This window comes from Paenibacillus athensensis, from assembly GCF_004514475.2.
GTDB lineage: Bacteria > Bacillota > Bacilli > Paenibacillales > NBRC-103111 > Paenibacillus_AL > Paenibacillus_AL athensensis.
Map to the genome: position 1 here is coordinate 497416 of NZ_MYFO02000002.1, position 20822 is coordinate 518237.

Here is a 20822-nt window from a genome sequence, read left to right on the forward strand (position 1 = left end):
GGGATAGCCCTTGAAGGAGGATTCGGAACATGGAAACCGTCGCTCAACAGCATCTTCATGTATTGAACCGTTTGAAAAGCAATCTTGAAACCTGCATTCTCGGCAAAAGCGAAGAGATTTCCCTGCTCTTAACCGCACTGCTGGCCGGAGGCCACGTGCTGCTGGAGGATGTCCCCGGCACCGGCAAAACCGTGCTGATCAAAGCGCTCGCCCGCTCGGTGGAGGCTCAATACCGGCGCATTCAGTGCAACCCCGATTTATTGCCTACCGATATTACGGGCGTGTCCATATACCACCCCAAGGAAGAAAAGTTTCTGTTCCGCTCCGGTCCGATCATGACGAATATTTTGCTTGTGGACGAAATCAACCGCGCCACGACCAAGACGCAATCGGCGCTGCTGGAAGCGATGGAGGAGCGACAAATTACCGTTGACGGCGATTTGTACGAGCTACCGCCTTTGTTCCTCATGCTCGCGACGCAAAACCCGATCGACTTCGAAGGCACGTATTCGCTGCCTGAAGCACAGCTGGATCGCTTTATGCTCAAGCTAAGCCTCGGCTATCCGAGCGAAACCGCGGAGCAGCGGATGGTCGCGACGCAAAGCAGGAGCCATCCGATTGAGGCGCTGGAAACCGTCACCGATACAGCGACGCTGCTGGAGCTGCAAAATCGCGTGCGCGAGGTGCATATCGACGAAGCGGTCGCTGCGTATCTGGTCGCGCTGGCCCGCAGCACCCGCGAGCACAAAGCCGTCTATCTGGGAGCCAGCCCGCGCGCTACGCTTGCGCTTGTGGCTGCTTCCAAGGCTTATGCATTCCTGAACGGCCGCGATTACGTTATTCCCGACGACATTAAGTATTTGGCGCCTTACGTGATGGGGCACCGGATTTTACTAAATGCGGAGGCGCGTATGGACGGAGCGACCGTCGCTTCGGTGCTCCAGACGATTTTTGAGCAGGTGCGCGTTCCGGTCAGAATGGAGAAGTGAGGCGCATGAACCATCCGCTGATGAGACGCTTGGGCTTGCAGCGCCGTCGTTATCCGGCCGCTTTGTGGTGTCTGGCCATCTGTCTGGCCGCCAGTCTGCTGTTCGTCGTTTTTCAAGGTGGCAAGCTGGCCGCCATGCTGTTTGGGAGCGTGACCGTGTTGTCGGTGTATCTGGTACTTGGCAACTGGAGTGGAATCAAACGGACGGTCGGCGAGCGGAAGCTGGGCGGCGGCGACGAGACGGCGGAAACCCAACTGGACGCAGGTCAGCCGCTGGAGGTGTCTATTCGGCTACAGATTCCGGGAATCTGGCCCATTCCCTACGTCGTTGTGCGCGACCGGCTGATGCGGCAGAACGGCGAGGAGATCGGCTTTGAGGGCTCGCTGGTGCCTGACTGGAAGCGCCGCGGCGAGTGGACCTACAGCACCCCGCCGCTGCGTCGCGGCTTCTATCGCTTTGGCGCGACGGAATGCGTCACCGAGGACATTTTCGGCTTTTTCCAGCATAAAGGACGTTTGCAGCTTGAGCAGCAGGTGGTGGTGTATCCGCAGACGGCGGTTATCAAGGAATGGCTGCAATTTCATCAAATGATCAAGGGACTGCAGCATCATTCGACCACGACGCGCGCTCAGCGCGAAACGACGCAGATCAATGGCGTGCGCGAATATATTTACGGCGACCGCATCTCGCGGATTCACTGGAACGCTACGGCCAAAACCGGCACGTGGAAATCCAAGGAGTTCGAGCGCGAGTCGCTGCCCAAAACCATTGTGCTGCTTGACCGCACAGCCGCCGCGTACCGCGACGAGGCCGAGTTTGAGCTGGCCGTGTCGACGGCGGCTTCGCTGCTGCGCTACGGCAGCAGCCGCCAGCTGGCGATCGGGCTGCTGTCCGTAGGCCGGGAGCCCTCCTTATTCGAGCCGAAAATCGGCCACAAGCATTTGAAGGAAACGATGGGCCATTTGGTCGGGGTCGAAGCCGACGGCTATCGTTCGCTGCTGCAAGTGATCAAGGACCGGGCCCGCGATATTCCGGCCGGCAGTTTTTTCGTGCTGATTTCGCCGCAAAAAGGGGCCGCTGTGCTGCAGGCGATGAATTACCTGAATCAGCATCAAGCCAATCCGTGCCACTTCTGGATTCGCTCTGCAGGCGGAGAAGCGCCGCGCGAGGACTGGCTGAAGGCTGTACGCGCCCGCGGCTACCTGGGCTACGAGATCGATGATCTGGCCGAGCTTTCCGGCATCTTGGGAGGAGCGAAGCGTTATGCCTAACCGTAAAGCGTTGTTTTGGCAGCGGCTGCTGCTGACTGAATGGCCGCAGCGGCTTGTGGCGATTTTGTCCGGTTTGTTCTTGTACCAGTATGTGTCGTGGATTGAGTCGGAGAACGGACTGTGGCTGCCGCAAACGATCTCTGCCGTCAGTATGACGCTGCTGATCGGGGTGCTTTCCTTTCTGATCCCGCGGCTGCGGCTGGTTTGGCGCTGCGTCCTGCAGCTGGCGCTCGTTGTCGTTTTTGTCGCACTTCAGGTTGGCTATCATTATATCGGCATGCCGTGGCGCTCGTTTTTGTCGCTGGAAGCGGTTGGCTTGTGGCTGGAAGCCAATGTGGGACAGCTGGCGCCGTTCATCTGGTTTGCGCTTGGTGCGTGGGCGATCTATCTGGCGATGATCTGGGTGGCCCGCTCGAAGCTGCGGCTTTATATGGTGCTGCTGGCCAGCGTGCTGTTTTTTGCCATCCGCGATTCGTTCAGCCAGATTGTGCTGTGGCAGGAAGTATCGATTGTGCTTGTATGCGGGCTGCTGCTGCTGGTGCTGCGCCATTTGGCCGAGCTGAAAAGCCGCGCCCCGCTGTTGTGGGAGACGCTGGCGGAGTATCCGACGACGATCGGCGTGCCGGTCGTGCTGATTCTGGCGCTGACGTTTACAATCGGGGCCATTGCGCCGTCGGTCGATCCGCTGATGATGGACCCGTATACGGCCTGGCGCATCAGCCAGGGGGAATCCGTACCGGCGCTTGGCAAAGGGTTTATCGTCTCGCAGCCCAGCGGCGACGCTTCGTCGGGCTACAGCCGTGACGACAGCTCGCTTGGCGGCTCGTTCCGCTTTGACTACAGCACGGTGATGACGGTGGATACGAGCAAGCGCACGTATTTTCGCGGCGAAACGCGGTCGGTCTATACCGGCTCCGGATGGGAAAGCGGCGAAGCCGAGAAGCGGCAGCGGCCATTCGGCGTGGGCAGCGAAGCGCTTGCCGCTGATCCGGCCATCGATACGAGCCTGCTGAAAACGCAGGAAGTGACGCAGACGATTACGATGGAGCAGGAAGCGCCGTTTCCTGTTCTGTTCGCCGGCTTTCAGATCAGCAAGGTCGAATCTCTGGACAATGGCGAGACGTCGGCCTCCGAGCTGCGCTGGTTTCCGCAGCAGTCCGAGCTGCGGGTAGCGGGCAAGCATTATCCCAAGACGTATCAAGTTGTCGTAAAGGAACCGATTATCGACGAAGCGGGGCTGCGCGCCGCCCGGGCATCCTACGACGGCGACTCCAAATGGGACGCATATTTGCAGCTGCCGGTTACGTTGCCTCCCCGCGTGCGCGATCTTGCCGCCGATGTGACGAAAAATGCAGCCAATCCTTACGATAAAGCCAAAAGCATCGAGCTGTATTTAAGCACGACATTTCCGTACACGAACACGCCGGATATGTCGCAAGCGGCCAGCAAGGATTTCGTTGATCGCTTTCTGTTCGAGGTCAAGCAAGGCTATTGCGATTACTACTCCAGCGCGATGGTCGTGATGGCCCGCGCGGCCGGACTTCCGGCGCGTTGGGTCAAGGGCTACTCGTCGGGACAATCGCCGATTCCCGAGGAAGTGCAGCGGCTTGGCAACATAACGCAGCAAACGTCGATTGACGCCGATGCGGCCGGGGAATATACGGTGCGCAACGCCGACGCCCATTCATGGGCCGAGATTTATTTCGAAGGCTATGGATGGATTCCGTTCGAGCCGACCTCCGGCTTTGCGCTGCCGTCGGTGTATCCCGACGATCAGCCCAAGCCGCTGGAGGAGCTAACGCTGCCGCAGGCTGCTGCTGCGGAAGCCGCCGATGCCGGCGTGCCGCTTCGCGTCTGGATCTGGGCGGGCAGCGTGGCGCTGGTTGCGCTCGCTGCAGGCGCTCTCTTGTATGTCCGCCGCGCCGCGCTGCGGCGAATGTGGCGCAAGCTCCGGCTTCGCCGCGCCCGCGCGGCGAGCTTCGATCACAAAATTGTGATCGAATTCGAACGCCTGCTGCGGCTTGGCCGCCGCAAGGGCTTCATCCGCCACGAGCATGAAACGATGCGCGAAGCTGCCGCTCGCTGGGCGCAGCAAAGCAAATGGATGAAGAAGGATCTGGAGATTGCTTTGAACCTGTTCGAACGGGCCAAATATTCGCCCGCTGCGGCGACGGAGCAGGATTTTGCCCAAGCAACGCAGACGATTGCCCGCTTGAAGGAGCAGATGAAATAATTCGCAGGCCACTCGCGTCGATGATGCGGGTGGCTTTGATTTGAGCAGCGGCTTGCCGTACAATAGGCGGGTATACGGCTTGCGCAAGAGCGGTCCTGACCAGCAAAAAGCGAAGCAGAACCGTCATTCAGGGAGGAATGAAGATGGCTTTTATCGATTGTCACTTTTATTCGGAAACGCTCGGCATCTCCACGGCGATGCACGTGCTGCTTCCTCAGAGGTCTACCACCCAGATCGGCATGACCGGACGCGTGCTGGGTACAGGCAAGCATCCCGTCCTTTATTTGCTGCATGGCTTGTCCGACGATCATACGATCTGGATGCGTCGCACCTCGATCGAGCGTTACGCGGCGGAGCTGGGGCTGGCAGTTGTCATGCCTGCGGTCGGGCGCAGCTTCTATACCGATATGGCGCACGGCTACCGCTATTGGACGTTTGTCAGCGAGGAGCTGCCGCAGCTGGCGCGCGAATTTTTCCCGCTGTCGGCGGAGCGCGAGCTGAATTTTGCCGCCGGCTTGTCGATGGGCGGCTATGGCGCGATGAAGCTGGGGCTGTCGCATCCGGAGCGGTTTGCGGCAGTGGCCAGCTTGTCCGGAGCGCTGGATGTGCGCCGATTTATTGACAATCCGGAGAATATGGCGGATTTCCGGCTTATTTTCGGCGATGGTGCGGATGTGGCTGCCAGCGACAACAACCTGCTGCGTCTGGCCGACAAGCTGGCCGAAAGCGGAAAGCCGGCGCCCAAGCTGTATCAGGCGTGCGGCACGGAGGATTTCCTGTATGCCGACAACGTGCGCTTTCGCGATTATATACGCGGGCTGCCGTTTGATTTGACCTATGAAGAGGGGCCGGGCATTCACGACTGGGCGTATTGGGACCTGAAAATCCAGTCCGTGCTCGACTGGCTGCCGCTGCCGGGGCGATAAACGGGCCGCTATTTCCTTTTGCAAGCGCGGGGGCACTATGGTATAGTTTGTCGTATATATGAAGGAACATTCTGGAGGGAAACCGTTTGCTGCGTAAGCTCGTACCAAAACAATCCGTGCGCACGATCTACGATATCCAGATCGATCAGCTGTGGAGCTTCGGAGTCAGGGGCATCATCACTGATCTGGACAACACGCTCGTTGGCGCCAGAGATCCGCATGCGACGCCCGAGCTGATCGAATGGCTCGCACAAGTCCGGAAGCTGGGCTTCAAGGTCGTGATCGTATCGAACAATCGCCGGGGCCGGGTATCGGCATTTGCCGAGCCGCTCGGTATTCCTTTTATTTACGGGGCCAAAAAGCCGACGAATGTCGCCTTCCATAAAGCGATGCGCCTGCTCGGCACGAACGCCCGGCAGACGGCTGTCATCGGCGACCAGATGCTGACCGATGTGCTCGGCGGCAACCGGATGGGGCTGTACACCATTCTCGTGCAGCCGATTTCCGTGCGCGACGAGGGCTTTTTTACAAAGGTCAATCGGCGGATCGAGAAGCTGGCGCTGTCGATGATGAAGAAATCATAGCTGTAGACACAAGCAGGGAGGATTCATGAGCGAAGAAGAAGTCATGCACTGCGCCGGCTGCGGCGTCGAGCTGCAAATGGAGGAGCCGGGCCAGCTGGGCTACGTGCCGGTGGAGGCGTTCCAGAAGGAGCCCGTCATCTGCCAGCGCTGCTACCGGATTAAGCATTATAATGAAGCGTCGAGTATGACGCTCGATCAGGACGATTTTTTGAAGCTGCTCGGCAAGGTCGGGCAAAAGAAGGCGCTGGTCGTCAATATCGTCGACATTTTTGATTTCGAGGGCAGTATGATCAGCGGTTTGGCGCGTTTTGTCGGCACGAACCCGATTCTGTTGGTCGTCAACAAAATCGATTTGCTGCCCAAGACCGTCAATCCGAACAAAATCGTCAACTGGGTGCAGCGGCAGGTCAAGGAGCACGGCTTGCGCGTCATCGAGATCGTATTGTGCAGCGTACGAAAAAACATCGGCTTCGATCGCGTCATCGAAGCGGTGCAGCGGCACCGTCAGGGCCGGGACGTCTATGTCGTCGGCGCGACGAACGTCGGCAAATCGACGTTGATCAACCGTTTGATCGCCGATTACAGCGATTTGGAAGCGGAGCTGACCACATCGCAATATCCTGGCACGACGCTCGATCTGGTGAAAATTCCGCTTGATGACGGCCGCTTTATTATCGATACGCCGGGCATTGTGTACAAGCACCGGATGACGGAAATCGTCACGAAGCGCGATTTGGCCAAGATCATGCCGGACCGGACGCTCAAGCCGATGGTGTTTCAGCTCAACGACGCCCAGACGCTGTTTTTCGGCGCGCTGGCGCGCTTTGATTTTATCAAGGGCGATCACCAGTCATTTACGTGCTATTTGTCGAGCGCGATTCAGATTCACCGGACGAAGCTGGAGCGCGCCGACGATTTGTACCGCGATCACCGCGGTGAGCTGTTGACACCGCCGCGCCTTGAGGATCTGGACGAGCTGCCGCCGCTTGTCAAGCATCCGATCCGGGTGTCCAAGGGCCGCAAGCTCGACGTGCTGATCTCTGGCTTGGGCTGGATCAAAGTGAACAGCGAGTCGGGAGCCGATCTGGCCGTATACGCGCCCAAAGGCGTCAAGGTCATATCGCGCGAATCGCTGATCTAGGGGGATAACATGACAGGGCTGGACAGTCATACGATATTATACGGCGTATTTGGCGATCCCGTACGCCATTCCCGCTCGCCGCTGATGCTGAACCGGGCGTTCGCAGAAGCGGGCGTCAACGGGGCTTATGCGGCGTTTCACGTCAAGCCGGAGGGGCTGAGCGAGGCCGTGGCCGGCATCCGGGCGCTTGGCTTTCGCGGCGTGAACGTGACGATCCCGCACAAGGTGGAGGTCATGGCGCACCTTGACGAGATCGACGAAGGCGCGCGCGTGATCGGCGCGGTCAATACGATCGTCAACGACGGCGGCAAGCTGACCGGCTACAACACGGACGGCATCGGTTATGCGCGGTCGTTGAAGGAAGAGACCGGCCTGAGCCTGCGCGGCTGCCGCGTGCTGCTGCTCGGCGCCGGCGGCGCGGCCCGCGGCGTGGCTTACGCGCTGGCTAAGGAAGGGGCGGCGAGCGTGTGCATTGCCAACCGTACGACGTCGCGCGCCGACGAGCTGGCCGCCGCGATTGCCGCGTTTGCGCCGGCCCGCGGCGTGGCGCTGGATGAAATCGCCGGGCTGGCGGACGACGTCGACCTGGTCGTCAACACGACCTCGGCGGGCATGCATCCGCATGTCGACGAGCTGCCGGCGGATACAAGCTGGGTCGACGGACGCCATATCGCCAGCGATTTGATCTACAATCCGCGCACGACGCGGTTTTTGCGCGAAGCGCAGGAGCGCGGCGCCCGCATTCACGGCGGGCTGGGCATGTTTATTTATCAAGGCGCGTACGCCTTCGAATATTGGACCGGCTTGCCGGCTCCCGTTGCGGCGATGCGTCAGGTCGTCGAGCAATCGTTAACGCCATAATCCAAAGAGTAGCCGGCCGCTTGCGAAACACGCGGAGCTTGGCACATGCAGAATAGAGGGACTTTTTCATGTTATCAGGCAAGCAAAAGCGTTATTTGCGTTCACTCGCTCATCACATTGATCCGATTTTTCAAGTCGGCAAGGGCGGAGTTAACGATCATTTGATCCGTCATATTGAAGAAGCGCTGGAGGTACGGGAGCTGATCAAGGTAACCGTGCTCAATAACAGCGGCGAGGATCGCCAAGAGGTTGGCGAAGAGCTGTCGCAGCGCTCCGGCGCGGAGCTGGTGCAGGTGATCGGCAAAATTATCGTGTTGTACAAGGCGTCGAAGGACAAGCCGCGCATCGAGCTGCCGTAAGACGGCGGGGCTGGACGGACTTATTTTAAAAGCAAGCAGGTGAGACGTATGCAGGTCGGCATTATGGGGGGAACCTTCGATCCGATTCATACGGGCCATTTGATCGCGGCCGAGCGCGCGCGCGTCGGCGCCGGGCTGGATCAGGTGTGGCTGATGCCGGCCAATGTGCCGCCGCACAAGCCGGATGCGCCCAAGGCAAGCGCCGGGCAGCGCTGGGAGATGGTGTGCCGGGCAGCGGCGGACAACCCGTTTTTTCGTCCGCTGGATGTCGAAATCCGCAAGGGCGGCGTATCGTATAGTATTGAAACGATTGAGCTGCTTTGCCGCGAGCATCCGGGCGTTCAGTTCGCCTATATTATCGGGGCGGATATGGTGCGCTTTTTGCCCAAATGGTTTCGGATCGATGAAATTGTCCGGCATATTCGCTTCGTTGGTCTGGCTCGCCCCGGCTATCCGATCGATCTGGCCGAGCTGCCGCAGAATATTCGCGAGCGGGTCACGCTGGTGGAGATGCCCTTGGTTGAGCTATCGTCGTCGGCGATTCGCGCAGAAAAGCTGCGCGGCGGATCGATTCGCTACTGGGTGCCCGATGCCGTATACGAGTATATCGAGGTGAATCAGCTGTATGGAACGTGAGCAATTGATGGAAACCGTCCGTGCACAAATGCCGGAAAAACGCTGGCAGCATACGCTGGGCGTGATGGAAACAGCCGTGGTGCTGGCCAAGCGGTTTGGCGCAGATCCGGTGAAGGCCGATTTGGCGGCAATTGTCCACGACTATTGCAAATATTGGCCGGTGAAGGAGCAGGAGCGGATCGTCCGTGAGAACGGGCTGCCGCAGGATTTGCTCGATTACGGGCCGGAGCTGCTGCATTCGCATGCCGGTGCATTTATCGCCAGAACGCAGCTGGGCATCGACGATGAGGAAGTGCTGGATGCAGTACGCTACCACACGTCGGGCCGCGAGCGGATGACACTGCTGGATAAGGTCGTTTGCTTGGCCGATTATATCGAGCCGGGTCGTGATTTTCCCGCAGTGCATAATATTCGTCAAATCGCTGAACATAGTCTTGAGCGGGCGCTGGCTGCGAGCTTTGACTCGACGCTGTCGTTCCTGCTGGACAAAGGAAAATTGATTTATCCCTTAACGCTTTTAACCCGCAACGGTTTATTGCGTGAAATTCATAACGAACAATCAGGAGGATGATACGATGAGCATGACCCCGGACGATTTAATGGCTCTAGTGGTAGAGGCTGCGGAGGATAAAAAGGCGATGAACGTCGTGACACTGAACCTGCAGGGCATTTCGCTGGTTGCGGACTATTTTGTCATCTGTCACGGCAATTCGGAAACACAGGTGCAGGCTATTGCCACGGAAGCCAGGAAAAAAGCGCAGGAGCACGGCGTGCGGATTCGCGGCTTCGAAGGCATCGATACCGCCAGATGGGTGCTGCTGGATCTGGGAGACGTCGTGCTGCACGTATTCCATCGTGACGATCGCGAGTATTACAATATTGAACGGCTGTGGTCGGACGCCAAGGTTGTGGAGCGCGTATGAGCATGCAGGCGGGATCGCTGATCAGTCTGATTATTGCCCGTGAGGTGCCGCCGAACGGTTACTTTTTGACCGACGGCTTTCAGGATGTGCTGCTGCCTTACGGGGAAGCGTCCGGCGCTTTGGCGGTGGGCCAACGGGTCGAGGTGTTTATGCTGCACGACACGGAGGGCCGGCTGATGGCGACGATGAAGCGCCCGCTGCTGCTGCTTGGCGAGGTAGGCTTGCTGGAAGTGGTCGATGCGCATCCGCGTTTCGGCTATTTTTTGGATATGGGGCTGGGGCGAAATTTGCTGCTGCCCTACAAGCACGTGCCCGAGCTGAAGGAGCTGCGCCCGCAGGTAGGTGATCGCGTCTACGCGACGCTGGCGCATGACCGTCAGGGGCGGCTGATTGCCAAGCTGGCCGGTGAGGACGATTTGGCTCCGCTGTGCGTGCGCGCGCCGTCGAGCTGGAAAAACCAGTGGGTCGATGCCCGGGTATACAAGCCGCTGCAGATGGGCTCGTTTGTCGTGTGCGATGCCGGTGTTCTCGGCTACGGCGTCATCGGCTTGATTGCGTCGGGCGAGCGTACCCGGCTGCTGCGGGTCGGCGAGCAGGTCAAGGTGCGGGTCGTGTTCGTGCGGGAAGAAGACGGGCGCGTTAATTTATCGATGCGTTTGCCCAAGGAATTGGGGCGCGACGAGGATTCCGAGAAGCTGCTGGCGTTTCTGAAATCGCGCCCGAATCAGGCGATGCCGTATTCGGACCAGACGGCGGCCGATTTGATCAGCGAGCGCTTCGGCATGAGCAAATCAGCGTTCAAACGGGCGCTGGGCAAGCTGATGAAGGAAGGGCTTGTGTATCAAAAGGAAAGCTGGACGTATCTGAAGCAGGAAGAAGGCGCTCAAGAGCATGAGCTATGAGCGTTTTGCCTATACATACGATCGGTTGATGGAGGGCATGCCCTACGGCGAGTGGCTGAGCTTTCTGCGCGAAAGCTTTCGGCGCTTTGACGCGAAGCCGACGACGATTGCCGATCTGGGCTGCGGCACGGGGGCTCTGGCCATCCCGCTGGCGCTGGAGGGCTACCGTATGACCGGCATTGATCTGTCGGCGGATATGCTGGCGGTTGCCCGGCAAAAAGCCGAGCTGCACAGCGCTTTGGCGCGCCCTGGCGCGATTCGCTGGCTGCAGCAGGACCTGCGCGAATGGGAGCTGGACGAGCCGGTCGACGCCGCGATTTCCTTTTGCGATTGCTTGAACTATTTGCTGGAGGAAGACGATGTTCGCGCTGCCTTTCGGCAAACCTACGCGGGCCTTGCGCCCGGCGGATTGTTCGTGTTTGACGTGCATACGCCGCAGCAGTTGTTTGCTTATGCGGAGTCGCAGCCGTTCTTTTTGAATGAGCCGGATGTATCGTACATTTGGACGAGTGAACTGGATGAGCGGCGCGTGCAGATCGAGCATGACCTGACGATTTTTATGCGGGATGGCGACACGGACGCGTTCCGGCGGATCGACGAGCTGCATGTGCAGCGGGCTTATGCGCTGGAATGGCTGGAAGCGGAGCTGATTGCAGCCGGCTTTGGCGAGGTGCGGATCGGTGCGGATTTTCGCTGGCAGGCGCCAACGGGCGCGACGGAACGGGCTTTTTTTGCTGCGTGTAAGGGGTAAGATGCCGGTTGGCTTTTTGAAAAATAACGCAAGGCCGTTTCTCGTGGCGTACGGGAGGCGGTCTTTTGATTTATTCAGTTAAATTTTTTGGCTTCTGATCCATGAGAAGTACTTCACAAATCCGAAAATAATCACGCATGTAAACAATAACCACAAGAGTGCGAATGGAGTAAACATGCCAATTTGATTCAATCCCTCTTTTTGTATCAAAATGAAGACGAATAACCCTATGTCCACAAAGGACAAGAAGAGGAGCGGAATGATCCATACGATGCGAAGCTTGACATTCATGTAGTTCTCCTTTCGGTAAACCTTGTTAAAAGCCGCTTACATCACTTCACGTTGTGGCGTGCCTGTTACCTGGCATGTTCATAATAATATAAATTAAAAATATTTCAATAGAAGCAGTCGAGCGCCCGCTCAGACAACTGGCGGAGTCAAACATCTATAATTTATAATAAGGTCAATATTCTGAATTATTCATGCCTGCCCAACGATCGCTATCATAATGTTTTTCATTTGCGTGAGGACCATACGCTGATTCCGCTCATTGACGATATTGAGGTCCATGTGATGGAATTGCCCAAGCTGGAGAAATGCGAAGTGCCGGTCAGCGGCGGATTAGTTAATTGGTTGTTATTTTTACAAGGCGTAGACATGGAGAAGTGGGAGGTGCTGACGGTGAATGAGCCGATGCTGAAAAAAGCGATGACGACGCTGGAATTTCTGAGTCAGGATGCACAGACGCGTATGGAATATGAAGCCCGGTTAAAGTTCCTTCGCGACGAAGCGTCGAGGGCCGAGGGAGCCAAAGCGGAAGGCCGAGCAGAAGGTCGAGCAGAAGGTCGAGCAGAAGGTCGAGCCGAGGGAGCGCTGCAAGAAAAGCGGCAAACAGCCCGCAGGCTGCTTGCGCGAGGGTACGACGTATTGGCTGTCGTTGAAATGACGGAGTTGTCTGAAGACGAGGTCAGGAGCTTGATGAAGGAGCATTAGCCCGCAGTGTGTACAAAAATTCAAGAGCTGCTCGGCAGGGAACTTGGGCCGAACAGCTCTTTTTCAATCAGATCGCGATTGTTGCTTTAAGCCCGATTCAGGCTTTTGCGTCCTTGTACGTTTCGCGATAAATGGTGTCGACAAGCTGCAGAACACGCTGTCCTTGCTGGCCAAACTTCAGTTTAGTGGGCTTGCCCTTGATCAACAGCTCGCCGGGACGGCCGCGTTGTTCGCCGAAGCCTGCGTCGAATAATCGTGCCGCGCCGACGCCAGGAGGCGGGAAGATCAGCTTCATCATGGCTCGCACGATAACCGGCAGACCGGAGCTATTGCCCTTGCGCAGCGTGTTGTTGCCGCCGGGATCGGCACTGACGACGGTGATGCCTTCGGCGGCCAGCTGCGGAGCGATTGCTTCGGTCCATAGCGAGAGGGCCAGCTTGGTTGTGGCGTAGGGGCCAAACAGCTTTTTGAATGAAGTTGGCTGGGCAAGCGTAGCGGGATCAAATGCTTTGACCATCACAACGACGTTAGAGGACGTGTTGACGACCGTACGCCGAGCACCCGCGAGCAGCAGCGGCTTGAGCTCTTGCAAGATGATGTACGGCACGACCGTTTGCAGCTCGTAATGCAGCTCGCGTCCCTGCTTGGAATATAGCAGCTGGGGAAAGCTGCCGCCTGCATTGTTAAACAGCGCGTCGAGCTTTGTTTCTTTGTGTTTGATTTCTGCGAGCGCCGCGCGCAGCGATGAGAAGTCGGCCAAATCGGCTTTGTAGACGCGCAATTGTCCCTCCAACGCTTTAGCTCGCAGCAGCGGATCGTCCGCGGGAAGATCGGAACGTACAAGCGCAGCAACCTGCCAGCCCTCCTGCAACAGCTTTCTGGCAAGCTCCAGTCCGATTCCGCTGCTGGCCCCGGTGATCAGGGCAGCAGGCGCGCTGGAATGATTGTTATTCATGGGATAACCTCCTTGAGATGGTGCGACGATAGGAAAGTAAGAGAATGGAGTTAGTGTACAACTTGGAGTCGACTCCAAGTCAAGCGCTGAAAAAAACTTGCTTTAGGGCTCGCTTCAGGTTGTATACTGGAGGGAGCAAGCGACAAGATGGGAGCGATGACGCGTGGCGGACAGCGGGGTGTGGACGATTAAAGAAGCGGCCGAGCAGGCCGGGTTAACGGAGGATACGATTCGTTATTATGAAAAAATCGGTTTGCTGCCGCGTGCCGAGCGCCGGGCCAACCAGCACCGCCGTTATCGCGACGCCGACGTGCAGGTGATGAAAACAATCAACTGCCTGAAAAAAACAGGCATGTCGCTGGAGGATATGAAGCCTTTTTTGCAGCTGACGCTGGAGGACGATCTTGTCGAGCATGCGGAGCTGCGGGAGCTGCTGGTCGGCCACAAGCAAAAAATCGAAAGCCAGATTGCTGCGCTCCAGCAGATTGTGGATTTGATTGACAGCAAGCTGGAGCCGGGAGCAAGTCCTTTGGGCAGCGGCGAATGCGCGCTGGTGGATGAGAAAAGGATGCCGGCGCCGCGCGCTCGCAGCTGATTTTTGCAGCCAGCGACTTGACAGGCAGGTATCCTTTTACATATAATCATACCTAATTGGATGGCCATAACGCTTTGACGAGGAATAGTAACGAAAGAGCAGCATCTTGCAGAGAGCCGGTGAATCAGGTGCAAGCCGGTAGATGCGCGCGTGAACTCGCCTCTGAGCCAGAAGGTGAAGACGTCGGTTTGTTGGCGTCCAGCCGGATCGTTTCGCCCGCGTTAAGGGCAAGAGTGAACACAGGCAAAGTATGCCGCGTGTTAACTAGGGTGGTACCACGGGAATTCAAACCTCTCGTCCCTAGCGATTGTGCTAGAGACGGGAGGTTTTTTAGCGTTCAGGGTCAAGTTCTAAGGAGGAATCAGCGTTTATGTCGCAAGAACACAAAGAAACCAGAGAATATCAAGGCTACAACCCGCTCGTCATCGAGCCAAAATGGCAATCTTATTGGGATGAGCGCAAGACGTTCAAGGTATTGGAAAATTCGGATAAGCCGAAATTTTACGCGTTGGACATGTTCCCGTATCCGTCAGGCAGCGGCCTGCACGTCGGTCATCCGGAAGGATATACGGCGACGGATATCGTTTCCCGCTTCAAGCGGATGAGAGGCTACAATGTGTTGCACCCGATGGGGTGGGACGCCTTCGGTTTGCCGGCCGAGCAGCATGCGTTGGATACCGGGCAGCACCCGCGCGATATTACGGTGAAGAACATCAACAACTTCCGCCGTCAGATCAAGTCGCTCGGTTTTTCGTACGACTGGGACCGCGAGGTCAGCACGACCGATCCCGAGTACTACAAGTGGACGCAGTGGATTTTTATTCAATTGTATAAAAAAGGTCTCGCCTACGTGGATGAGGTGCCGGTTAACTGGTGTCCGGCGCTGGGTACGGTGCTGGCGAATGAAGAAGTCATCGACGGCTTGAGCGAGCGGGGCAACCATCCGGTCATCCGCAAGCCGATGCGCCAATGGATATTGAAAATCACCGAATATGCCGAGCGTTTGCTCGAGGATTTGGAAGAGCTGGACTGGTCGGAGAGCATCAAGGATATGCAGCGCAACTGGATCGGCAAGTCGAAGGGCGCCGAGGTGGAGTTTGAGCTGGACGGCCATCCCGGCCGCAGCTTGACCGTCTTTACGACGCGTCCGGACACGCTGTTTGGCGCAACGTATTGCGTGCTCGCACCCGAGCATGAACTGGTAGCAGTCATTGCGACGGCGGAGCAAGCGGCAGCGGTGAAGGACTATCAAGAGAAAGCGGCGCGCAAAAGCGATCTGGAGCGCACCGATTTGGCGAAGGAGAAAACAGGTGTATTTACCGGCGCATATGCGATCAATCCGGTCAACGGCGCCAAGGTGCCGGTCTGGATTGCCGACTACGTGCTCGGCGGGTACGGTACGGGCGCGATTATGGCCGTTCCGGGCCATGACCAGCGCGACTGGGAGTTCGCCAAGCAGTTTGACCTGCCGATCATTGAAGTTGTGCAGGGCGGCACTGTTGAGCAGGAAGCGTATGCCGGAGACGGCACACACGTTAACTCGGGTCCGCTGAATGGCTTGAACAATGAGCAGGCGATCGGCACGATGATCGAGTGGCTGGAGCAAAACGGCAAAGGCCGCGGCAAGGTTACGTACCGGTTGCGCGATTGGCTGTTCAGCCGCCAGCGCTATTGGGGCGAGCCGATTCCGATTTTGCACCTCGAAGACGGCACGATGAAGACGGTGCCGGAGGATCAGTTGCCGTTGCTCCTGCCGGATGTCGAGGAAATCAAACCGTCCGGTACGGGCGAGTCGCCGCTGGCCAACGTCACTGACTGGGTCAACACGATTGACCCTGAGACCGGCATGAAGGCGCGCCGCGAAACGAATACGATGCCGCAGTGGGCCGGAAGCTGCTGGTATTATCTGCGGTTTATCGATCCGCGCAACGACAAGGAGCTGTGCGCCAAGGACAAGCAGATGGAGTGGCTGCCGGTCGATCTGTATATCGGCGGAGCCGAGCATGCCGTGCTTCATTTGTTGTATGCCCGTTTTTGGCATAAAGTGCTGTACGATCTGGGCATCGTCGCTACGAAGGAACCATTCCACAAGCTTGTCAATCAAGGGATGATTCTCGGCGAGAACATGGAAAAGATGAGCAAATCGCGCGGCAACGTCGTCAACCCGGACGATATCGTTGGCGAGTTTGGCGCAGATACGCTGCGCATGTATGAAATGTTCATGGGGCCGCTGGAAGCGACCAAGCCGTGGAACACGACGGGCGTCGAGGGGATTTACCGCTTCCTCGGCCGCGTATGGCGGCTGTTCTTTGACGAATCCGGCAAGCTGCATGACAAGATTACGACCGATGAGTCGCTGACCAGCGACAGCTTCAAGCGGACATGGCACCGTTCGATCAAAAAAATAACCGAGGACTATGAAGCCCTGCGGTTTAATACGGCGATTAGCCAAATGATGATTTTTGTTAACGAAGCTTACAAAACCGAACATTTGCCGGTAGCGGCTATGAAAAATTTTGCCCAAATGCTTTCGCCGATCGCACCGCATCTGGCCGAAGAGCTGTGGGCCAAGCTCGGCGGTACGGAATCCGTTACCTATGTGCCGTGGCCGCAGTTTGATGAAGCATGGACGGTGGATAACGAGGTTGAAATCGTCGTCCAGGTGAACGGTAAAATTGCCGACCGCGTCACGATCGCTCGCGAGACCGATGAAGCGGCGATGCAGGAGCTTGCGCTTGAGCTGGACAAAGTGAAGGAAGCGACGGCGGGTAAAACCGTTCGCAAAGTGATTGTTGTCAAAGGCAAGCTCGTCAATATTGTGGTTGGCTAATTGAATCGTAGCAGGTAGCATTTGCAAAGCATGCAGAGGACTTTTGAGAAGGTTATGGTTTGGTTGTGAATAACAGCCCGGCCTTCTCAAGGTCCTCTTCGTATTTGGCGTGGGTAGCGTGAATCAGCCGGGCGAACATGCCGGACAGCTCCTCTTCCATGATGAGCAAGCCTTGTGCCGTAATGCCGCCGGGAACGGATACCCGTTTTTGCAGCTGAACGGGATTAAAGCCTCCGGTGGTCAGCAGTTTGCCGGTGCCCAGCGTCATTTCTGCGGCGAGCGTCGTCGCTTCTTCGGCGGAAATGCCGGTTTCGGCTACAGCCGCATCAATAAACGATTGAATGAAATACGCGAGAAAAGCCGGGCCGCAGCTGGACAAATCCGAGCTGATGCGGGTGTGGCTTTCGGCGATCCGGATGGGCGAGCTGATATGCGTCAATATATTTTCCAGCAGCTCTTTATCCTCAGGCTGCATGCGGTCTCCGTGGATGCAAAGTGTAGCTCCGCTCAATACGTAGTTGGTGATGCTGGGAATGATTTTGCTGATTTTGGCCGGCAGCAGCCCTTCCAGATGCTTCAGCAAAATCGGACTGGTAATGGATACGACGATATGTTCGGGCAGAACATAGGGCTTGATTTCATCGATCACTTTTTTGAATTCCGACGGCTTGACACACAAAAAAATCAGATCGCTTTCCACAGCGACTTGTTGGTTGGAACGGGCGACCTGAAGTCCCGGATAGGTTTCGGCCAGACGTTCTACTTTGCTGATCGTGCGGTTCGCAGCTATCATTTGCTCCGGATTGAAAGCGCCGGAGTGAATGAAGGCCTCGATCAAAACACTGCCCATACTGCCAGTACCGATGAATCCTGCTTTCATCACATGATCCCTCCCGGAAAAAGTTCAGTCACCTGGCCCGAAGTCAATCGGTATTGGTATACTTTTCCATGCTTATGCGCAAAGCTTTGACACTATGCGCGCTGAAGGGAGCGAATTTGTGGAATTATTGAAAAGAAAAGGCGGTATCGCTGCTTGCGCTTTGATGTTGGCGGGAGTGTTGGCGTATGTGATCTGGTCGTTTATTTTTGCCGGGAAAGCCGCAATGCCCGCTTGGGAGACGTTAAATGAGCCGATGAAGCAGTTGGTGGCTCCTGAGGTAGAGGGGAAGGGGCTTTCTCAAGGTGAGCGTGGTGAACAACAGGGCCCGCAGAGGGCAGAAGCTCCGGTGGCCAGCAGCGGTCAGACGGCGGAAGACGGTATTTTGCGTGGAAGCAGCGGAGAGAGAGGAGTGGCAGGTGGCGGCGGAACAGCAGGAGCCGGAGAAGCTGTGGGAGCTGGTGGAGCGTCGGGAGGCGGAGGAACGGCTGGAGCCGGAGAAGCTGTGGGAGCCGATGAAGCGTCGGGAGGAGGAGCAACGGCAGGTAGCGGTGGAGCGGCAAGAGCTGGAGAAGCTTCGGGAGCTGGTGGCGCAGCAGGGCAGCGCGGCGGGGGCTTGCCGTCGGTTAACGGGAATGGACAGTCGAAAGCAGGGCCACAGGAACTGCGGGTAGAGCTGAATACGGCGACGGTTGAGCAGTTGGACACCTTGCCCGGAATCGGTGCGAGCAAGGCGCAGGCCATTGCAGCGTACCGCAAATCAGCCGGCCCTTTTCGATCCGTTGATGATCTGCTTCATGTCAAGGGCATCGGTGAAAAGCTGTTGGCCAAGATTCGGCCGTATGTATATGTCGCACCGCATTAGGTTCCTTTTATTTTTGACGTAAATATGAGAGAATGGAAGGGAAAACGACCCTGGGAGGAATAGGAAACGATGTCTACTGAGCGAAAATTGTCTGTTGAAACGCTGGCTGTCCACGCCGGGCAGGAGATTGACCCTACAACTTTGTCACGTGCCGTTCCATTGTATCAAACGACCTCGTACGGCTTCCGCGATGCCGATCATGCTGCAAACTTGTTTGCGCTCAAGGAATTTGGCAACATTTACACACGTTTGATGAACCCGACAACGGATGTTTTCGAAAAGCGTATCGCAGCCCTGGAAGGTGCGCCTGCTGCTTTAGCTACAGCTTCCGGACAAGCCGCCATCACGTATTCGATTCTCAATATCGCCGGAGCGGGCGATGAAATCGTCGCTGCCTCCAGTCTTTACGGCGGAACCTATAACCTGTTTTCGACCACGCTGCCCAAGCTTGGCATTGATGTCAAATTTGTTGATCCGAGCGATCCCGAGAATTTCCGCACAGCGATTACCGATAAAACAAAGGCGCTTTACGCCGAGACCATCGGCAATCCGCGCGGCGACGTGCTGGATATTGCCGCTGTGGCTGCCATCGCTCACGAGAACGGCATTCCGCTGATTGTCGACAATACCTTCCCGAGTCCGTATCTGCTGCGTCCGATTGAACATGGTGCTGACATTGTCGTCCATTCGGCAACGAAGTTTATCGGCGGGCATGGCACCTCGATCGGCGGCGTAATCGTCGACGGCGGTAAGTTCGATTGGAAATCGAGTGGCAAATTCCCTGGCCTGACGGAACCGGATCCAAGCTACCACGGCGTTGTCTATACAGATGCGGTCGGTCCGATCGCCTATATCATCAAAGCGCGCGTGCAGTTGCTTCGCGATATGGGCGCGGCCATTTCTCCATTCAACTCGTTTATGCTGCTGCAGGGCTTGGAGACGCTTCATTTGCGCATGGAGCGCCACAGTGCCAACGCGCTGCAGGTCGCGAAGTATTTGGAAGCGCATGAAGCCGTGGAATGGGTGAGCTATGCGGGCTTGCCGAGCCATCCGTCTTATGAGCTGGCGCAAAAATATTTGCCTAAGGGCCAAGGCGCGATTCTGACATTTGGCATCAAGGGCGGCGTGGAAGCCGGACGCAAGGTGATTGACGCGGTGCAACTGTTCTCGCATTTGGCCAACGTCGGTGATTCGAAATCGCTGATCATCCATCCGGCCAGCACGACGCATCAGCAGCTTTCGGAAAGCGAGCAGCTGTCAGCTGGCGTCACGCCGGGAATGATCCGGCTGTCAATCGGCACGGAAGGCATTGACGATATTATCTACGATCTGGAGCAAGCGATACAAGCCAGTCAGAAATAAGGAGCGTTACTCGGGATGAGCAATCGCAAGGATTGGGACACGTATTTTATGGATATTGCCTATATGGCTTCGACTCGTTCCCAATGCAGCCGCCGGCATGTCGGCGCGGTGCTCGTGCAGGGGAAGAAGCTGCTGGGCACCGCCTACAACGGAGCGCCGATGGGCGTGCCCGATTGTACGGAGGCGGGCTGTATGCTGGTCGAGGAATACGAGCTGAAAATGGTCGAAGGCAAGGAAGAGGTCGTGCGCAAGCAGCGCTGCATCCGCACGATCCATGCGGAGCAAAATCTGCTGCTTTTCACCGACCGCGAGGACCGCGAAGGCTCAACGGTATACGTGACTGATCAGCCCTGCTGGACCTGCGCGAACATGCTGGCCAACAGTGGCATTGTGGAAATTGTATTTCATCGCGCTTATCCGAAAGATAGCGATAAGGTGATCGGATTGATGGCGTCACGGGGTATCATCTTCCGGCAAATGGCGGCTTACGAGCCGCCGCCGGGAGTGTTGACCGAGGTGGTCAACTAGCCTGCAGCGGACTGACACCGCTTTGCCGAAGACGCCGCGTTTGGATTTACACAGCTTGATACAAAGAGGAAGAACCTCTTTTGACCGTCGACTCAGGGTCGGCCGGCAAAAGAGGTTTTTTGCGTTGCCGCTGTTATGCGGCAGGTAGGCCTGCGTTCGGGAGGGTTCGGTGATGAAGCGGCTGGAGAGAGGGAGATGAGGAGAGGGAACTGGAGAGTGTGACTGGAGAGAACAACTGTAA

21 protein-coding genes, 1 pseudogene and 1 other annotated feature are annotated in these 20822 nt (G+C 57.1%); of the genes and pseudogenes, 20 read left to right on the forward strand and 2 right to left on the reverse strand.

Annotated elements, in window-relative coordinates:
* Window positions 1-29: 29 nt before the first annotated feature.
* From B5M42_RS06180 to B5M42_RS06245, 14 genes and pseudogenes are all read left to right on the forward strand, one after another.
* Window positions 30-989, forward strand: a complete 960-nt coding sequence (locus tag B5M42_RS06180; RefSeq protein WP_134752058.1) for an AAA family ATPase — start codon at window positions 30-32, stop codon at window positions 987-989.
* Between the two features lie 5 nt (window positions 990-994).
* A complete protein-coding gene (locus tag B5M42_RS06185; RefSeq protein WP_134752060.1) occupies window positions 995-2260 on the forward strand; it encodes a DUF58 domain-containing protein in 1266 nt (421 codons plus the stop codon).
* Window positions 2253-4493 carry a DUF4129 domain-containing transglutaminase family protein gene (locus B5M42_RS06190; RefSeq protein ID WP_167689812.1) on the forward strand — a complete coding sequence of 747 codons (2241 nt, stop codon included), beginning with the start codon at window positions 2253-2255 and terminating at the stop codon, window positions 4491-4493. The genes B5M42_RS06185 and B5M42_RS06190 overlap by 8 nt, the downstream gene beginning before the upstream one ends.
* A 143-nt stretch (window positions 4494-4636) precedes the next feature.
* Entirely contained in the window at window positions 4637-5419 is a 783-nt protein-coding gene (locus tag B5M42_RS06195; RefSeq protein WP_134752063.1) for an alpha/beta hydrolase, read from the forward strand.
* Between the two features lie 86 nt (window positions 5420-5505).
* The gene (locus tag B5M42_RS06200; RefSeq protein WP_134752065.1) at window positions 5506-6003 is read left to right on the forward strand and encodes a YqeG family HAD IIIA-type phosphatase; all 498 of its coding nucleotides are present in this window, start codon (window positions 5506-5508) and stop codon (window positions 6001-6003) included.
* 25 nt (window positions 6004-6028) lie between these two features.
* Complete coding sequence (yqeH, locus tag B5M42_RS06205) at window positions 6029-7144, forward strand: ribosome biogenesis GTPase YqeH (RefSeq protein ID WP_134752067.1); 1116 nt, start codon at window positions 6029-6031, stop codon at window positions 7142-7144.
* Between the two features lie 9 nt (window positions 7145-7153).
* Entirely contained in the window at window positions 7154-8005 is an 852-nt protein-coding gene (gene aroE / locus B5M42_RS06210; RefSeq protein ID WP_134752069.1) for a shikimate dehydrogenase, read from the forward strand.
* 68 nt (window positions 8006-8073) lie between these two features.
* Window positions 8074-8364 carry a ribosome assembly RNA-binding protein YhbY gene (gene yhbY, locus B5M42_RS06215; RefSeq protein ID WP_134752071.1) on the forward strand — a complete coding sequence of 97 codons (291 nt, stop codon included), beginning with the start codon at window positions 8074-8076 and terminating at the stop codon, window positions 8362-8364.
* Window positions 8365-8412: 48 nt separating this feature from the next.
* A complete protein-coding gene (nadD, locus tag B5M42_RS06220; RefSeq protein WP_134752073.1) occupies window positions 8413-9000 on the forward strand; it encodes a nicotinate-nucleotide adenylyltransferase in 588 nt (195 codons plus the stop codon).
* A complete protein-coding gene (gene yqeK / locus B5M42_RS06225) occupies window positions 8990-9571 on the forward strand; it encodes a bis(5'-nucleosyl)-tetraphosphatase (symmetrical) YqeK (protein ID WP_134752075.1) in 582 nt (193 codons plus the stop codon). The genes nadD and yqeK overlap by 11 nt, the downstream gene beginning before the upstream one ends.
* Before the next feature lie 4 nt (window positions 9572-9575).
* Window positions 9576-9923, forward strand: coding sequence for a ribosome silencing factor (gene rsfS, locus B5M42_RS06230; protein ID WP_134752077.1), 348 nt, complete (start codon window positions 9576-9578; stop codon window positions 9921-9923).
* Window positions 9920-10825 (forward strand): CvfB family protein, encoded by a 906-nt coding sequence (locus tag B5M42_RS06235; RefSeq protein ID WP_134752079.1) that lies wholly within the window; start codon window positions 9920-9922, stop codon window positions 10823-10825. The genes rsfS and B5M42_RS06235 overlap by 4 nt, the downstream gene beginning before the upstream one ends.
* Entirely contained in the window at window positions 10815-11576 is a 762-nt protein-coding gene (locus tag B5M42_RS06240; protein ID WP_134752082.1) for a class I SAM-dependent DNA methyltransferase, read from the forward strand. Before B5M42_RS06235 ends, B5M42_RS06240 begins: the two co-directional genes overlap by 11 nt.
* 462 nt (window positions 11577-12038) lie before the next feature.
* Window positions 12039-12569: pseudogene (locus B5M42_RS06245) on the forward strand (Rpn family recombination-promoting nuclease/putative transposase); the annotation flags it as partial.
* Between the two features lie 97 nt (window positions 12570-12666).
* Here the strand turns inward: B5M42_RS06245 and B5M42_RS06250 are convergent.
* Window positions 12667-13524, reverse strand: coding sequence for an SDR family NAD(P)-dependent oxidoreductase (locus tag B5M42_RS06250; RefSeq protein WP_134752086.1), 858 nt, complete (start codon window positions 13522-13524; stop codon window positions 12667-12669).
* A 163-nt stretch (window positions 13525-13687) separates the two neighbouring features.
* Between B5M42_RS06250 and B5M42_RS06255 the strand changes: the two genes are divergently transcribed.
* Both B5M42_RS06255 and leuS read left to right on the forward strand, forming a co-directional pair.
* The gene (locus B5M42_RS06255) at window positions 13688-14119 is read left to right on the forward strand and encodes a MerR family transcriptional regulator (protein ID WP_134752088.1); all 432 of its coding nucleotides are present in this window, start codon (window positions 13688-13690) and stop codon (window positions 14117-14119) included.
* Window positions 14120-14184: 65 nt separating this feature from the next.
* Window positions 14185-14424, forward strand: a binding site (T-box leader).
* A 65-nt stretch (window positions 14425-14489) separates the two neighbouring features.
* A complete protein-coding gene (gene leuS / locus B5M42_RS06260; protein ID WP_134752090.1) occupies window positions 14490-16949 on the forward strand; it encodes a leucine--tRNA ligase in 2460 nt (819 codons plus the stop codon).
* A 52-nt stretch (window positions 16950-17001) separates the two neighbouring features.
* Here the strand turns inward: leuS and comER are convergent, their stop codons facing one another.
* Complete coding sequence (gene comER, locus B5M42_RS06265) at window positions 17002-17829, reverse strand: late competence protein ComER (RefSeq protein ID WP_134752092.1); 828 nt, start codon at window positions 17827-17829, stop codon at window positions 17002-17004.
* Between the two features lie 386 nt (window positions 17830-18215).
* Between comER and B5M42_RS06270 the strand changes: the two genes are divergently transcribed.
* The 4 genes from B5M42_RS06270 to B5M42_RS06280 all read left to right on the forward strand — a co-directional run bounded on the left by B5M42_RS06270 (window position 18216) and on the right by B5M42_RS06280 (window position 20581).
* On the forward strand, window positions 18216-18500 hold the full coding sequence (locus B5M42_RS06270) for a hypothetical protein (protein ID WP_230632731.1): 285 nt from the start codon (window positions 18216-18218) through the stop codon (window positions 18498-18500).
* The gene (locus B5M42_RS25700) at window positions 18443-18691 is read left to right on the forward strand and encodes a ComEA family DNA-binding protein (protein WP_407946115.1); all 249 of its coding nucleotides are present in this window, start codon (window positions 18443-18445) and stop codon (window positions 18689-18691) included. Before B5M42_RS06270 ends, B5M42_RS25700 begins: the two co-directional genes overlap by 58 nt.
* 69 nt (window positions 18692-18760) lie before the next feature.
* Entirely contained in the window at window positions 18761-20053 is a 1293-nt protein-coding gene (locus B5M42_RS06275) for a homocysteine synthase (protein WP_134752094.1), read from the forward strand.
* Between the two features lie 15 nt (window positions 20054-20068).
* Window positions 20069-20581 (forward strand): deoxycytidylate deaminase, encoded by a 513-nt coding sequence (locus B5M42_RS06280; protein WP_134752096.1) that lies wholly within the window; start codon window positions 20069-20071, stop codon window positions 20579-20581.
* The last annotated feature ends 241 nt before the right edge of the window (window positions 20582-20822 follow it).